The 15,298-nt window shown below is 55.3% G+C and carries 15 protein-coding genes; 2 read left to right on the forward strand and 13 right to left on the reverse strand.

Annotation, left to right across the window (positions count from 1 at the left end):
• Positions 1 to 157 precede the first annotated feature (157 nt).
• From ispH to ACT3TR_RS05590, 11 genes are all read right to left on the reverse strand, one after another.
• On the reverse strand, positions 158 to 1,153 hold the full coding sequence (gene ispH / locus ACT3TR_RS05540) for a 4-hydroxy-3-methylbut-2-enyl diphosphate reductase (RefSeq protein WP_444625032.1): 996 nt from the start codon (positions 1,151 to 1,153) through the stop codon (positions 158 to 160).
• A gap of 78 nt (positions 1,154 to 1,231) precedes the next feature.
• A complete protein-coding gene (gene fkpB / locus ACT3TR_RS05545; protein ID WP_444625031.1) occupies positions 1,232 to 1,678 on the reverse strand; it encodes an FKBP-type peptidyl-prolyl cis-trans isomerase in 447 nt (148 codons plus the stop codon).
• A gap of 19 nt (positions 1,679 to 1,697) precedes the next feature.
• Positions 1,698 to 2,249, reverse strand: a complete 552-nt coding sequence (gene lspA / locus ACT3TR_RS05550; RefSeq protein ID WP_444625030.1) for a signal peptidase II — start codon at positions 2,247 to 2,249, stop codon at positions 1,698 to 1,700.
• Positions 2,242 to 5,100 carry an isoleucine--tRNA ligase gene (gene ileS / locus ACT3TR_RS05555; protein ID WP_441685992.1) on the reverse strand — a complete coding sequence of 953 codons (2,859 nt, stop codon included), beginning with the start codon at positions 5,098 to 5,100 and terminating at the stop codon, positions 2,242 to 2,244. The genes lspA and ileS overlap by 8 nt, the downstream gene beginning before the upstream one ends.
• The gene (gene ribF / locus ACT3TR_RS05560) at positions 5,084 to 6,193 is read right to left on the reverse strand and encodes a bifunctional riboflavin kinase/FAD synthetase (protein WP_096277895.1); all 1,110 of its coding nucleotides are present in this window, start codon (positions 6,191 to 6,193) and stop codon (positions 5,084 to 5,086) included. The genes ileS and ribF overlap by 17 nt, the downstream gene beginning before the upstream one ends.
• An 82-nt stretch (positions 6,194 to 6,275) precedes the next feature.
• Entirely contained in the window at positions 6,276 to 7,859 is a 1,584-nt protein-coding gene (murJ, locus tag ACT3TR_RS05565; RefSeq protein ID WP_176483364.1) for a murein biosynthesis integral membrane protein MurJ, read from the reverse strand.
• Between the two features lie 109 nt (positions 7,860 to 7,968).
• The gene (gene rpsT, locus ACT3TR_RS05570) at positions 7,969 to 8,235 is read right to left on the reverse strand and encodes a 30S ribosomal protein S20 (protein ID WP_008959243.1); all 267 of its coding nucleotides are present in this window, start codon (positions 8,233 to 8,235) and stop codon (positions 7,969 to 7,971) included.
• A gap of 257 nt (positions 8,236 to 8,492) precedes the next feature.
• Positions 8,493 to 9,272 carry a 3'(2'),5'-bisphosphate nucleotidase CysQ gene (gene cysQ / locus ACT3TR_RS05575; protein ID WP_096277893.1) on the reverse strand — a complete coding sequence of 260 codons (780 nt, stop codon included), beginning with the start codon at positions 9,270 to 9,272 and terminating at the stop codon, positions 8,493 to 8,495.
• Between the two features lie 29 nt (positions 9,273 to 9,301).
• A complete protein-coding gene (locus ACT3TR_RS05580) occupies positions 9,302 to 10,057 on the reverse strand; it encodes an amino acid ABC transporter ATP-binding protein (RefSeq protein WP_096277891.1) in 756 nt (251 codons plus the stop codon).
• Positions 10,054 to 10,722 (reverse strand): amino acid ABC transporter permease, encoded by a 669-nt coding sequence (locus ACT3TR_RS05585; protein ID WP_096277889.1) that lies wholly within the window; start codon positions 10,720 to 10,722, stop codon positions 10,054 to 10,056. Before ACT3TR_RS05585 ends, ACT3TR_RS05580 begins: the two co-directional genes overlap by 4 nt.
• Positions 10,723 to 10,827: 105 nt before the next feature.
• Positions 10,828 to 11,598: an amino acid ABC transporter substrate-binding protein gene (locus ACT3TR_RS05590; protein ID WP_096277887.1), complete on the reverse strand. Its 771-nt coding sequence runs from the start codon at positions 11,596 to 11,598 to the stop codon at positions 10,828 to 10,830.
• Between the two features lie 396 nt (positions 11,599 to 11,994).
• On the opposite strand from ACT3TR_RS05590, the gene ACT3TR_RS05595 reads away from it, so the two are divergent.
• Both ACT3TR_RS05595 and ACT3TR_RS05600 read left to right on the forward strand, forming a co-directional pair.
• Positions 11,995 to 12,327 carry a hypothetical protein gene (locus tag ACT3TR_RS05595; protein WP_096277882.1) on the forward strand — a complete coding sequence of 111 codons (333 nt, stop codon included), beginning with the start codon at positions 11,995 to 11,997 and terminating at the stop codon, positions 12,325 to 12,327.
• A gap of 437 nt (positions 12,328 to 12,764) precedes the next feature.
• Positions 12,765 to 13,781 (forward strand): serine hydrolase domain-containing protein, encoded by a 1,017-nt coding sequence (locus ACT3TR_RS05600; RefSeq protein ID WP_096282271.1) that lies wholly within the window; start codon positions 12,765 to 12,767, stop codon positions 13,779 to 13,781.
• A gap of 3 nt (positions 13,782 to 13,784) precedes the next feature.
• Here the strand turns inward: ACT3TR_RS05600 and ACT3TR_RS05605 are convergent, their stop codons facing one another.
• A complete protein-coding gene (locus ACT3TR_RS05605) occupies positions 13,785 to 14,237 on the reverse strand; it encodes a tellurite resistance TerB family protein (protein WP_096277880.1) in 453 nt (150 codons plus the stop codon).
• Positions 14,238 to 14,273: 36 nt separating this feature from the next.
• A complete protein-coding gene (locus ACT3TR_RS05610; protein WP_096277877.1) occupies positions 14,274 to 15,296 on the reverse strand; it encodes a nucleoid-associated protein in 1,023 nt (340 codons plus the stop codon).
• Positions 15,297 to 15,298 lie beyond the last annotated feature (2 nt).

Consider the following 15,298-nt stretch of genomic DNA (forward strand, 5'->3'; position numbering starts at 1 on the left):
TGGGTCAATCCGCTCATACGGCTTAGCGAGCGGATATAGCACGTAGAGATTAGTACCTAACGATAGCTCTTAAAAAACAGCGCTTAGTAAATAGTGCTTAAAAACAGCACTGAAAAAGCGTATTAAAGTTAGCATGTCACAGATTGCTACACGATGCCTAGCCGCTCACAATGACCTTTTCACGTAGTTCTTTAGGCATGGAGAAGGTAATTGTCTCTTCGCGCCCCTGCAGCTCTTCCGGCACCGCAGCACCGAGGCTTTGCAACTTAGCAATAACGCCTTTGACCAATACTTCAGGGGCACTAGCACCGGCGGTAACGCCAACATTGGCTACATTTTCAAGCCACTGAGGATCAATTTGATCAGCATTGTCGATCAGATAGGCCGGGGTACCCATGCGCTCTGAGAGCTCACGCAAGCGGTTTGAGTTCGAGCTATTCGGGCTACCCACTACCAGCAGCAAATCACTCTGATCGGCTAGCTCGCGCACAGCGTCCTGACGGTTTTGAGTGGCATAACAGATATCGTCATTACGCGGCCCTTGGATCGCAGGGAACTTGCCGCGCAGCGCAGCAATGACCTTGGCAGTGTCGTCCATCGAAAGCGTCGTTTGCGTCACGAAAGCCAGTTGCGAAGGATCGTGCACGTCAAGCTTAGCCACGTCTTCCTCATCTTCTACCAAGTAGATATGCCCACCCAGGGAGGTGTCGTAGCGCCCCATGGTGCCTTCAACTTCAGGATGGCCCTCGTGGCCGATGAGCACACACTCTTGACCGCGTTTAGCGTAGCGCAGCACTTCCAGGTGTACTTTGGTGACCAGCGGGCAGGTGGCATCAAAGACCTTCAAGCCACGCCGCTCGGCGTCTGCCTGAACCGCGCGAGACACGCCGTGGGCAGAAAAAATCACGATGACGTCGTCCGGCACTTCATCCAGCTCTTCTACAAACACAGCCCCACGGGCGCGCAGCGTTTCAACCACAAACCGGTTATGCACGACTTCGTGACGCACATAGATAGGCGGGCCAAAGACATCCAGGGCACGGTTAACGATATCGATTGCGCGATCCACGCCGGCGCAAAAGCCACGCGGATTGGCCAATTTGATCTGTATGGGCTGTGCTGGCGTCGGTTGCATAGGTTGCATCGATTGCATAGTAGCGCCTTGATGCGTAAGCGCATCGCTTAGTGAATAAGAACGTCGCTAGTGCTAGTAGGCCTAGTGATAGTAAGCCTAGTGCGTGGTGGCGGGCTTAACGTCCAGCACTTCCACTTCAAACGTGAGCGTACGGCCCGCTAGCGGATGATTAAAATCGACCTCAATGCGCTCGCCGTCGATAGTTTTGACCACGCCAGGCAATTCCGTTCCCGCTTTATCCGCAAACGACATCACCATGCCTATTTCTGGTGCTTCATCACCAAAGTCGGCACGCTTGAGCGTCTGGATATTCTGCGAGTTATGCTGGCCAAACGCATGTTCGGGGGTAATTTGAAAACTACCGCTCTGCCCCGCACCTAAGCCTTTAATCGGGTGCTCAAAGCCTGGTGGCAAATTGCCATCGCCAAATTCAAAGGTTGCCGGCGCTTTGTCTTTGGTCGAATCCACCAGCGTGCCATCTTCTAGCTTCAAGGTGAAGTGTAGCGTCACCTCCATGCCATCATCGATACGGTAGTCGCTCATTACAGCTCTCAATAGTCGATTAATGAGAAGCAGCGTGCGCTTTCTTGCGCCGCCGCTCACCCATGATAGATTCCCAGATTAGTGCAACTGCGCCCAGGGTGATGCCAATATCCGCCACGTTAAAGGCCGGGTAGTACCACCCAGCCACGTGGAAGGAAAGGAAATCAACCACATAGCCATGCACGAGGCGATCATACAGATTGCCTAAAGCGCCGCCAATAATCAGCGGTAGCGCAATCACCAGCAGCTTCTCGTCGTTTTTGACTCTTGATAGCCATATCGTTAGGGCGACGCTGGCTCCAACCGCAATAATGGCGAAAAACCAGCGCTGCCAGCCCGGGTGCGTGGCTAAGAAGCTAAACGCCGCGCCAGGGTTATGCAGCAGCGTGAGATTGAAAAAGGGCAGCACCTCCACCGGCTGTGCGTAGCCAAGCTGGCTGCTGGCCACGTACTTGGTGAGCAAATCGAGCACGATCACCGCCGCAGCGATCCACAGCCAGCTCAAGGGCCGCTTCATGGGCGGCCGCTCACTGGCATCGGTAGCATTGGGCGTATTGGCAGCATTAGGCATAGTAACGAATCTCGCCTTTGCCTTCTGGAAGGTTGCTAATGCAGCGACCGCACAAATCAGGGTGATCGGCATGGGTGCCGACATCCGGACGGTGGTGCCAGCAGCGCTCGCACTTGGTGTTTTCGCTAGTGCTAACCGCGACTTTCAAGCTATCAAGCTCGGTTGCTTCCGCTGAATCACTCGCGTCTGCTAAAGGCTTGAGCGTGACATCGCTGGTCAGCATCACAAAGCGCAGCTCATCGCCCAGCTTGGCCAGCGTCGCCTGCAGCTCATCGCTGACATACAGCGTGACCTCGGCGGCAAGGCTGCCCTTAATCACTTTGGCATTACGAGCATCTTCCAGGCACTTATTCACCGAGTGCTTAACTTCCAATACCTGCTCCCAGAAGGCGCGACCCAGGTCAGCGCTTTCGTCTAGAGTGGCAAGGCCGGTGTAATACGTTTCAAGCAGCACGCTATCGCCGCGTTTACCGGGGATGTTCTCGTGGATCTCTTCAGCAGTGAACGAGAGAATCGGTGCAATCCAACGGCTCAGTGCTTCCACGACATGATACAGCGCGGTTTGTGCACTACGACGTGCCAGCGAATCTGTTTGCGTGGTGTACTGGCGATCTTTAATAACGTCGAGATAGAAGCCGCCTAGCTCACGCGCGCAGAAGCCGTGCACCTGCTGGTAAACATCTAAAAAGCGATATTCTTCATAGGCTTTTTCAATGCGCACCTGCAGCTGGGCGGCGCGATCGACCACCCACTGGTCTAGCGCCAGCATGTCGCCAAAGGCCACCTGATTACGCTCAGGATCAAACCCGTTGAGGTTTGAAAGCAGAAAGCGGGCGGTGTTACGAATGCGACGGTAGACGTCTGACGTGCGCTTCAAAATTTCGTCCGATACGGCCATTTCACCGGAATAATCGGTAGAAGCGACCCACAGGCGCAGAATATCGCCGCCCAGCTTGTCCATCACTTCTTGAGGCGCGACCACGTTGCCCAATGACTTGGACTGCTTACGGCCCTGGGAATCCACGGTGAAACCATGGGTCAGCAGCTGACGATATGGCGGATGGCCGTCAATCGCCGAGCCGGTGAGCAGCGAAGAATGGAACCAGCCGCGGTGTTGATCAGAGCCTTCCAGATACAGATCGGCGCGCGGGCCGCTCTCATGGCCGTGCGGGTGCGAGCCGCGCAGCACGTGGCGATGGGTGGTACCGGAGTCGAACCACACATCGAGTGTGTCGGTGACTTTATCGTACTCAGCGGCCTCAGCACCCAGCAATTCAGCGGGCTCAAGACGGAACCACGCGTTGATTCCTTCTTGCTCAACGCGCTTGGCCGCCTCTTCCATCAGTTCAACGGTACGCGGATGCAGCTCGCCCGTTTGCTTGTGAAGGAAAAACGGAATAGGCACGCCCCAGTTACGCTGGCGGGAGATACACCAGTCTGGGCGGTTAGCAATCATGCTGTGCAAGCGCGCTTGCCCCCAGGCGGGGGTAAACGACGTGGCGGCAATGCCTTCCAACGCGCTCTCGCGCAGGGTTTTGCCGTCTTTACCTTGAATATCCATGCCCACAAACCACTGCGCCGTGGCGCGGTAGATCACCGGCGTTTTATGGCGCCAGCAGTGCATATAGCTATGTTTGATCGGCGTATGCGCCATCAGCGCATCAACATCGCGCAGCTTCTCGATGATATTTGGGTTGGCTTTCCAAATCATCTGGCCGCCGAAGAACGGCAGGTCGTCAGCGTACACGCCGTTACCCTGCACCGGGTTCAGCATGTCGTCGAACTCCATGCCATGCTCGCGGCAGGTGACAAAGTCATCCATACCGTAAGACGGCGCAGAGTGGACAATACCGGTGCTGCCGACCTCTGACTCGACGTAATCCGCTAGATAAATCGGCGACAGGCGGTCATAGAACGGATGGCGGAAATTGATCAGATCAAGCTTGGCGCCTTGCGTGGTGGCAATCACCTCACCTTCCAGGCCAAAGCGCTCTAGGCAGCTTGCCACTAGCTCTTCTGCTAGCAGCAGCAAACGCTCGCCGGTATCAACCAATGCATAGGTGAACTCAGGGTGAACGTTCAGCGCCTGGTTAGCGGGAATAGTCCACGGCGTGGTGGTCCAGATGACCACAGCAGTAGGCTTGGGAAGCTCGCTTAGACCAAAGGCCGCGGCAAGCTTGTCGGTATCTTCCACCGGAAAAGCCACATCAATGGCATCCGATTTCTTATCCGCATACTCCACTTCTGCTTCCGCCAGCGCCGAGCCACAGTCAAAGCACCAGTTAACCGGCTTCAGGCCTTTAAACACATAGCCCGCTTCCACCATATCGGCTAGCGCACGGATCTCGCCGGCTTCATTGGCGTAATCCATGGTGCGATAAGGGTGATCCCAATCGCCGATAATGCCCAGGCGCACAAAGTCAGCCAGCTGCGTTTCAACTTGGGCACCCGCGTACTCACGGCAGAGTTCACGGGCTCGGCTCGGTTCAAGATGCTTTCCGTGGGTCGTTTCTACCTTGTGCTCAATGGGCAGGCCGTGGCAATCCCAACCCGGCACATAGGGGGCATCGAAACCGGCTAAGTTTTTCGACTTAACGATAATGTCTTTAAGAATCTTATTAACGGCGTGACCAATATGGATACTGCCATTGGCGTAAGGAGGGCCATCGTGAAGCACAAACAGCGGCGCGCCTGCACGTGCTTCCCGCAGGCGCTGGTAAATATTCATATCCTGCCACTGGGAAACTCGCCCCGGCTCCTGCTTAGGCAGCATGCCGCGCATAGGAAAGTCAGTTTCAGGCAAATTCAGCGTGTGCTTATAATCCATGGTCTGGTCAGCCGTTGGTAGCATCGGCGTCATCCGCCGAAGAAGAATCAGAAGAAATTGTCTTGGAAGCAGTTGTCTTAGAAACAGTTGTATTAGAAACAGTCGTCATGGAAACGGCAGCCTCACGCTCAAGCGGAGCCGAGGCCAGCGGAAGAGAGCTGTCTTGTTCAGAGCTGCCTTGATCACCCGGGGGCGCCGCGAAGTACTGGCGAGCGCGGGCCTGGTCGCGTTCAATTTGCGCTTTTAATGCCTCAAGGCCGTCAAACTTCACCTCGCCGCGCAGGCGCGTACAGGGAAAAACGGTCATGTGCTGGCCGTAAAGGTCACCGCTAAAATCCAACAGGTGTACCTCTAGCGTCGGCCGTTTTGACCCCACCGTGGGCCGAAACCCTACGTTGGCGACTGCCGGGTAGCGCCGGCCATTTTCAAGCTCAACGATGACTGCAAACACACCGCGTAGCGTTAACGGCTGGGGTAGAAGCGGCAGGTTCGCGGTCGGCACGCCAATCGTGCGGCCTAACTGCTGGTCGCGCACCACGCGGCCATCTAACGAATAGGGCCGACCAAGCAAGCGCGCAGCGGCGGAAAAATTGCCGCTGGCCAACAAGGTTCTTACCCGCGTACTGGAAACGCGCTCGTCGTCCACGGTGAAAGTGCGGGTGTGCTCCACGCCAAAGCCCTGGGTGAGGCCAACTTCTGCCAGCAGTGCGAAATCACCAAGACGATCACAGCCAAAGCGGAAGTCATCACCGACCACAAGATGCTTAACACCCAGCCCATCAATCAGCACCTGATCGATAAACTCACGCCCGGTCAGGCTGCGCAGCACCTCGTTAAACGGCAGAACCAACACCTGCTCGGCGCCGAAATCACGCAGCAAGCGGACCTTTTCACGCAGCCGCGTTAAACGTGGCGGCGCTTGATCACCGGCAAAAAACTCACGCGGCTGGGGTTCAAACACCACCACGGTAAGCGGCACATTCCAGCGCGCCGCATGCTCGCGGCACTGCTGCAGAATGGCTTGATGGCCGCGATGCACCCCATCGAAGTTTCCGATCGTTGCAACGCAGCCACGATGAGCCGCTTTTAAGTTGTGCAGACCTCGAATGACGCGCATGGCACCTCAGCCGTTAGAGGACATAAAGCCTCTGATTATAACGAACACGCCGTGTAACAAATACACCCGCTAGCGCGCAGTCTCACGATTGCATTTTAAGATGGCGAAAACGCAGGCCAAATGCTGCCAGCCACGCAGCGTAAAGCGAGCCACCCAACATTACTAACCCGCTCACCCAGGCTATCCGCTGCCAAAGGCTAAAGGTCAGCCACGCCTGCCAGTCAGGAGCAACAAAATAGAGCGCCCCGCTCATTAGCGCACTGCCGCCCACTAGCTGCACAGCGTAGCGTTTCCAGCCGGGCTGAAAGACCAACACACCCTGTTTATGCAGCAAATAGCCCAGCAAGCCAGCATTTAGGAACGCAGAAAGTGCCGTCGCTAGCGCCAGCCCGGCATGAGCCAGCGGCCAAATCAGCACCAGATTCAGGGCCATATTAGCGACCATGGCAATAATACCTACCTTCACCGGGGTGCGCGTATCTTGGCGGGCGAAAAACCCCGGCGCCAGCACTTTAATCAGCATAAACGCGACTAGGCCGAAGGCGTACGCCCGCAGGCTCATGGCCGCCATTTGAATGTCATTGTCGGTCATCGCGCCATAATGAAATAGCGTAATCAGCAGCGGCTCCGCCAACACCGCCAACGCCAGCGCGGCCGGCAAGCCTAACAACAATACAATGCGAATAGCCCAATCGAGCATCGCTGCAAAGTGCTCTTTAGACTGGTCGGCATGGCGTTTCGACAGCGCGGGCAAGATCACCGTACCAATCGCCACCCCGAAAACGCCCAGCGGTAGTTCAACGAGGCGATCTGAATAATAAAGCCACGACACGCTGCCTGCGGCCAGCAATGAGGCCAACACGGTATCCAGCAATAAATTAATTTGCGATACCGACACCCCAAACAGCGCCGGGCCCATCAGCTTTAGAATCCGCCGCACACCTTCGTGGGCAAAATTGGGCCACGGCGTCGGCATCAGCCCTAAGCGCAGTAAAAACGGTACTTGAAAAGCCAACTGCGCAACCCCGGCGATCAGCACGCCCCAGGCCAGCGCCATGGCCGGCTCTTCCATCATCGGCATTAAGAACAGCGCTGCGCCGATTAGCGAAAGATTAAGCAGCACCGGCGTAATAGCGGGCACCGCAAAGCGATTCCAGGTATTCATGACGCTGCCGGAAAACGCAGTGAGCGAAATCAGCAGTAAATAGGGGAACGTTAGCCGCAGCATATCTGCGGTGAGCGCCAGCTTTTCAGGATCACGCCCAAAGCCAGGGGCAAACACCCAAATGAGCCACGGCGCGCAGAGCATCGCCACGGCGGTAATCAGCGCCAATATCGCGGTTAAGCTGCCCGCAGTGGCGTTCAGCAGTTCACGAATTTCGTCCCGATTACGCTGAGTGGAATACTCTGAAAGCACCGGCACAAAGGCCTGGTTGAAGGCCCCTTCTGCAAACAGCCTGCGTAGGAAATTAGGGATTTTAAACGCGACGAAAAATGCATCAGCGCCGCCGCCTGACCCTAAAAGGGTAGCGACCACCACATCACGCGCAAGCCCCATCACCCTCGACAGCATGGTCATCGCACTCACCACGAGGCCAGAGCGCATTAGCCCACGGCGGGCTGACGAGGCATCGGGGGAAGTATTGGGTGTTTTTGTCGCCGTCATAAGCTATCCAGAAAACCCGCCCAAAAAACGTATTTAGCAATCGTAACTAGAGAAACCATTCAGACACAAAAAAACCGGCCGCAGCCGGTTTTTTATGGCGCCTGCCGGCTTACGCCGCCAGTGCTTTAATACGCTTGTTCAAACGGCTCTTCAGGCGAGCTGCTTTCTTCTTAGACAGCACGTCTTTGTCTGCAATACGGTCAACGACCGGCTGCATGGCCTTGAACTCTTCCATTGCCTTAGCGTGGTCGCCGGTGCTGATCGCTTTCACTACACGCTTGATGTAGGTGCGGACCATGCTGCGCTGGCTGGATTTCAGGACGCGACGGTTCTCGGCCTGGCGGGCGCGCTTGCGTGCTTGCTTGCTGTTCGCCACAGGGTATCTCCTTGGAGAATAAAGGTTGCCGATAAGCGGCAACGAAATTAAATATGTATTCGTCGGCTGCGCTATCACAGCGCGACGTTTCACCCTACAAAACTAATCCTGAAAAAATAATCCTGCAAAAATCATAAAAGACAGTTGTTTAGCACTATCTTTTCAAAATTCTTGCCTAACAGGATGGCGTAGTCTATCACGCGCTACGCGTGCTTGCTAGCGGTTGTCAATACGTCAGCGAAGGTAAAGACACAGCACTAGGCAGAACTTCCCCACACTACAAAATCAGGATTCAACACTTGCGCCGAATCCGCGTAGCACAAGGGCTTTCCTTCCAATGTCACCACGCGCCCGCCTGCCTGTTCAACAATCGCCTGGGCGGCGGCCGTATCCCACAGGCTGGTTGGCCCAAAACGCGGGTAAACATCGGCGCGACCTTCCGCGATCAAGCATGACTTCAGCGAGCTACCCATGGGCTGAACGCTGTGCTTCCCAAGCGCCGCTAACCAGTTCGACATCCGCGGATCAGGGTGCGAGCGGCTTCCCAGCACGCGCCATGGCTGCCCTACTTGCGGCGCGGGGGCGGTATTAATCGCCACATATTGCCCGTCTTCAACAATTTTAAATGCGCCTAGGCCGCTGGCGGCCACATAAGTGCGCGATAAAGCCGGCGCCACCACCACGCCCAACACCGGCTGCCCGCGCTCAATTAGCGCTATATTGACGGTGAACTCATCGTTGCGCTTAATAAATTCTTTAGTGCCATCCAGCGGGTCCACCAGCCAATAAAACCCCTCGGCGTTAGCGCCTTCAAAGCGCTGAGTGTCTTCTTCTGAAAGTACCGGCACGTCAGGCGTCAACGCCTGTAAGCCTCGCACGATAATCACATGCGCGGCTTTATCCGCCTCGGTTAGCGGGCTATGGTCAGCCTTAAGCTCAACGGCAAACTCACGGCGATACACCTGCATAATCGCCGCGCCCGCCTCAACAGCCAGCTGCTCAACGCTTTTAAGTAACACTTTGGTCAGTGTCGGCATTTCATTCTCAGACAATATACGTTCAGCGCTTACGGCGCAGCCTGCCCCGAGGGAGCTAAAATTTTGCGCAAAAAGTGCCGCGTTCGCTCATCTTTGGGCGCAGTGAATAACGTTTCAGGCGGACCTTGTTCAACGATACCGCCGTCGTCCATGAACACCACGCGGTCGGCGACTTCTCTAGCGAACTGCATTTCGTGGGTCACGACGATCATCGTTTGGCGCTCAACCGCCAGCTGCTTCATCAGACTCAACACTTCCTCTACCCACTGCGGGTCGAGGGACGAGGTAGGCTCATCAAACAGAATCACATCGGCATTGGCCGCCATGGCCCGGCCAATGCCTACCCGCTGCTGCTGGCCGCCGGAAAGCGAAGCCGGGTAAGCATCTGCTTTATCAGCTAGGCCGATTCGCTCTAGAATTTCCCTGGCCCGCGCATACGCCTTCGCTTTGGGCAGCTTATCCACCACGATCATGCCTTCGCTGATGTTCTCAAGCGCGGTTTTATTCGCAAACAGGCCGTAGCTCTGAAACACGAATGCCGTACGACGGCGCAGGGCAAGAATATCTGCCCGGCTGGCGCGCTGGGTATCGATACTCAGGTCACCCACCTGCAGGCGACCTGAGTCCGGCCGTTCAAGGAAGTTAATACAGCGCAGTAGCGTTGACTTACCGGTACCCGAAGGGCCAATGATCACGATAATCTCGCCTTGCGAAAGACTTAAATCGACATCTTGAAACACCGTATGGGCGCCAAAGCGCTTAGTAATGCCTTGCAGCGAAATCATCGTTGGTAGGCCTTATTCAGATACGTCTCTAAACGGCGCTGCCCCCAGGAAAGCACTTCCACCACCGCCCAATAGATAAGCGCCACTAGCAAGAACGCCTCTAAATACAAAAAGCTGCCCGCCGCCTCTTTTTGCGTCGCGCCCATCAGCTCAGTGACACCCAGTGTAAACGCCAGCGAGGTCGCTTTAATCATATCGATGAAGTAGTTCATCAGCGTGGGAGTGGCTACGCGGGTGGCCTGCGGCAAAATAATCCGCCGCATCAGCTGCGGCTGGGTCATGCCAATAGAAAGCGCCGCTTCGGTTTGGCTGCGGTCTATTCCCACAATCGCGGCACGAATGGACTCGGCCATGTAAGCAGAAAAGTGTAGCGTGATTCCCAATACCGCCGCCGTTACGCCATTAATCGACACCAACGCTTCAACCAACTGAGGCAGGCCGTAGTAGAACAAAAACAGCTGAACGAGCAGCGGCGTACCGCGGAAAAACGAGATAAACAGCATTGAAAACCCGTTTAGCACCGGCACTTTTGACACGCGCACGACCGCCAGCAGGCATGCCAAAATCAGCGCAAAGAACATTGCGATGGTCGCCATTTGAAGGGTGAGCGGCAAATAGCGCAGCAGAACCGGCAGCAGCCCCCACATATATTCAAGGTTAAGCATGATAGTTAAACGTATCAATAAACATATAAGTAAACATCGCTACTTCGCTGATAAGCAAACGGCCGTGGCAATGCCACGGCCGCGTTCAACAGGTTAGGCCAAGCGTTACGGCTGAGTGATATCCGTATCAAACCACTTTTCAGATATTTCACGTAGCGCTCCGTTTTCACGCAGTTCTGACAACGCCGCATCAACACGATCACGCTGCTCACGACCCGCTTCGTCATCGCGGAACGGCAGCGCGTTTTCGATAGTGGTAAACGGCTGGCCCGCCAGCATCAGCGGCAAACCGCGCTCGCTAATGACCTGCGATGCACTCACACGATCCATCACGAAGGCATCAACACGGCCCAAGGCCACATCCTGTTCAACGTTAGACTCGTAGGTGCGAATGTCGATTTCATCGGCATTGGGCTGTTCGCGCAGCAGCTGCTCGTAGTTAGAGCCTAGGTTCACCGCGACACTTTTGCCGGATAAATCTTCAACGCCTTCAATGGCGTCATTGCCCGCCTTCACAACCACCTGTGCCCCGTCATACACATAGGGCGCGGTAAATACGTACTTGGCTTCACGTTCAGGGGTAATGGTGATCTGGTTGGCAATCGTATCGATACGCCCAGACTCCAACATGCCCGCCAAGCCAGAGAAGCTTGCAGTAACGAACTCAATGTCGTCACCGGAAAGCTCACCCACCGCGTTCATGACATCAACCTCAAAGCCTTTAAGCTCGTCTTGCTCAACGTAGGTGAACGGGAAATAGCCCCCGGACATGCCCACGCGCAGCGTATCAGCCTGGGCTGAAGCGGCAAACAAACCACCTGCAAGGCTAAGCGAGAGTGCCGCAAGGGTAAGACTAAACTGGCGAGTTAACCGCATAACGTTGCTTCCTTACTTAAGTGGTAAAAGGCTAATGAAGATTATCTTACTCGCTCAAACAAAAACGAACAAAGGAATATTAAATCTTCTTTTTATTCTTTTTATGAATATAGTGCCCGACGCGACCTTATCAAACGACTCTCTCACAATAGCGGCTGATAGCAGGCCCACCGCCGCTAAGCTTTCGCCTTTCCAGCAATCACTATTTTCAATCCCGCAGGTTAAGGTTAGTGAGAGCAAATGCCCTGCTCTTGCCTACTCTGGCCAACGTCTATTCTTTGTCATAGGCCACTCCACAACAGACATTGCCCCGATCTAGACATTGGCCAGACTTAGACCTTGGTCTATAATGCACTGCAACAGGCCCACCTTGGGCTGACTGCAGGAGATCATTTGATGCCTTCACTACTTATGCCTGCCGAGCTAATAAAAGCACCCGTGCCTCTTGCGCATGTACAGCGTAGCCTTCGCCAGTGTTTATCGATTGCCGCCGAGCTGCTCTACGACCATGGCCATGTGTTAGAAACCATTACCCTGCCCCAGCGCGGCTTAGCCCGCCGTGAGCTGCTAGCGCTTAGCGCCGCGGCCCCTACTTGGGCAACCTGCCAACAGGTGATGGAAACCAGCGAAGCCGCTACGTTCAACGAGTATGGCCGCTTTGTACTAACCCACCTTGGCCGCGAGCTGATGTTTGATATGTTTGGGCAAGGCGCCGCTGACTGCGCCTAGCAGCTCGCAGATAGAAACACCTGAACGCAGCGCATAAAAAAAGCCCGTCGGTATAAAACCGGCGGGCTTTTTTGTCATGGTATTAACGCAGACCAAGCATCGAAAGAATGAACAGAACTACCACGATAAGACCGATGATATAGATAATATTACGCATAGGGCGCTCCTTGCTTAGTGCGTTTTAGAGAAAATCAAAGGGTTGCTCACCCTTGAGCTAGCACCCATATCCTAGCAGGCTTTTGACCCTTTTGCGTAATATTGACGCGTTTCGGGGCCCAAAATTTGCTTGTAAGCGTGGCTCCGCATTGACCAGCACAGCGCCTGACCATAAGAGACAGACCACTAAAAAGGATCTGTCCCAACGTTTAATGGCAGATTCGGAACCTCCATCCCGCCTGGTTGCTCAAACCTGTATTCTCTACACCAAAGGTATTGCAATGCGCGTTCATGTTTTGCCGATTTCGCTCGCCGTTATGTGGTTATTTCCTACCTTTAGTGCCGCCGCCAATGAACCTTCCGCCAATGCTCTTCAGGCGCTTGATCAGCAGGCCGCTGCACTGAACCGCGTGCATAACGTCGTGGTGGCTTACGAAGGCGATATTGTCCATGAGCTTCACCAAGATGGGCCGGGCGTGGCCTCGCCTGCCAACATTAAATCGCTATCTAAAACGGTGCTTGCGGCCATTACCAGTGCGGCGATTGAGGCGGGCGTTATCGAATCCGTTGAGCAGCCAATCGTTGAGCTGTTTGGCGAACATCTTCCTAACGGCCTTGACCCACGGGTTAACGAGATCAGCGTGGCGCATTTGCTTGCCCAGCAGGCTGGGCTAGAGAGCACATCGGGAAGCAACTATAGCGCCTGGGTCGCTAGCCCCAACTGGGTGAACGATGCGATCACACGCCCGTTCGTTGATGAACCCGGCGGGCAAATGCTCTATTCAACCGGCACCAGCCACTTACTTTCAGCAGCCCTCACCCATGCCAGCGGCGAGACCACTCATGCCCTTGCTCAGCGCTTGCTGGGTGATCCACTCAATATCGATATTCGCCCCTGGTTACGTGATCCGCAGGGCATCTATTTTGGCGGCAACGATATGCAGCTTTCACCGCGGGCGCTGATTGAGATAGGTGAGCTATATCGCAACGACGGCATCGTATTAGATGAAAGCGGCAATGCACAGCGCGTACTGCCTGAAGGGTGGGTTGCTGCATCGTGGCTGCCGCGCGGCTCGTCCCCCTGGACCGGTGACGGCTATGGCTTCGGTTGGTTTATTACCCAGCTGGCAGGAGAAGACGTGTACTACGGGCGCGGCTACGGCGGCCAAGCGCTCTACGTAATTCCCGAACGGGAGATGACCGTGGTAATTACCTCAGACCCCAACCCACCCTCGCCGGGCGGGAAGTTTCAGCAGCAGTTGAATAGGCTGATCGAGACTCTTTTATCACCGCTATAAATGTTAATGGCTTTCTTCCGCCAATAGCTTGGTGCGAATAAAATCGCTGTGGCTAACGTACAGTAAGGCTGCCAAGCGGCGAATCCGATGCTCTTCTAACGGGTCAACGCTGCCGTCAACCCAAGCTAGCTGCCACATAAGCGCGACCAGCTCGCAGCGCTGGTCGTAGTTATAGTGCTCTTTAATCAGGCTGACAAACTGGTAATGATCAACGGCCTCTTCCACCTGCGCTTCGGCCATCGTCATCAGCTCTTCTGCGGCGCTTTCGCTTAACCGATAGCGAGTCAACAGCATAGTGCGCAGGGTGGCCAACTCTTCATCGGTGGTGTTGTAGTCCGCGCGCACGATTTCACACAGCAGTGCCGCCGTGGCTAGCTCCAGCGTTAGGCTGTGATTTTCACGCTGCTCTGGCTGCGCTAGGGTGCGCTGGAAAAAATCACTAATGGCATTCAGCATGGGTGTTCTCCTGGATAGCAACAGGGCCTTTTTGCCTTAATCCTGCTTGGTAAGTTGCTCTCTTAACTGCTTGGGCACTTGCTTGATGATCAAGCGGTCTTGAGCGGCGTCGTATTCAATGCTGGAACCCAGAAGGTGCGAGTCAAAGCTGATTGAAACGCCTCCCGAGCGGCCGGTAAAGCGCCGGAACTGGCTTAAGGTGCGCTTATCGGGCGGAATCTCCGGCGAGAGCCCGTAATCGGCGTTGCGGATATGCTCGTAAAACGCTTTCGGCTGCTGCTCATTGACGAGCCCTGAGAGTTCTTCAAGCGTCATCGGTTCCCCGCGGCGCAGCTGCTCGTTGGCGTAGTCCACCAGCGTATCGGTTTTTTCACGGCTGACTTCTTCATCGAAATCTTCTTTTTCGACGTAGTCGCTAAACGCCTTAAGCAGCGTGCGCGTTTCAGCCGGAGAATCTATGCCTTCCTCCATGCCTAGCAACGCGATCAAGCCTTCAGCCAGTTTTTTACCGCCACGGTCTTTCAAGAACGAGACGTACTGCGCGTTGGGCGCATCGCTTTGCCACTGGGTAAGGTTAATGCGCGCAGCTAGCGTGAGCTGGCTAGTATTGAGCTGTGCGGCAGGCACTGCGTGATGCTGAGGATTAATGCCAATGCCTTCGCGCTGGTGCACTAACGCAACAAGCAGAGTTTCCGTATCGCCCTGGCGCTGATGGCTGACCACTAAATAGCCACTGACTGACAGCTGCTCTTGAAGCTGCTTGGCCAGCCGCTCAGCTAATGAAACGGAAAGCTCAGCAAAGCTTTTCTCGCCGGCTAAGTAGTCGCGCAGCCACATGGCCAGCGGCCCCGCCTGCTCGCCCTCTTCCGCGAAGCGCCCCCAGCCCTTGGGCTTGGTGTTGTAGGTGTCATTGAGCGCACCTACCAGGCTCGTCATCACCGGATCGTCACCGGGCTCTGAAGCATTCGGCTCTGAAGTACCCGGCGCGGCGGTCAAGGTTAAGCGCTCACCGTCTAGCGTCGGGTCAAGGCGGTGCACAATACTTTGCAGTAGCGGCATAG

Source organism: Halomonas sp. AOP12-B1-6, assembly GCF_052379225.1.
Taxonomy (GTDB): Bacteria; Pseudomonadota; Gammaproteobacteria; order Pseudomonadales; family Halomonadaceae; genus Vreelandella; species Vreelandella casei.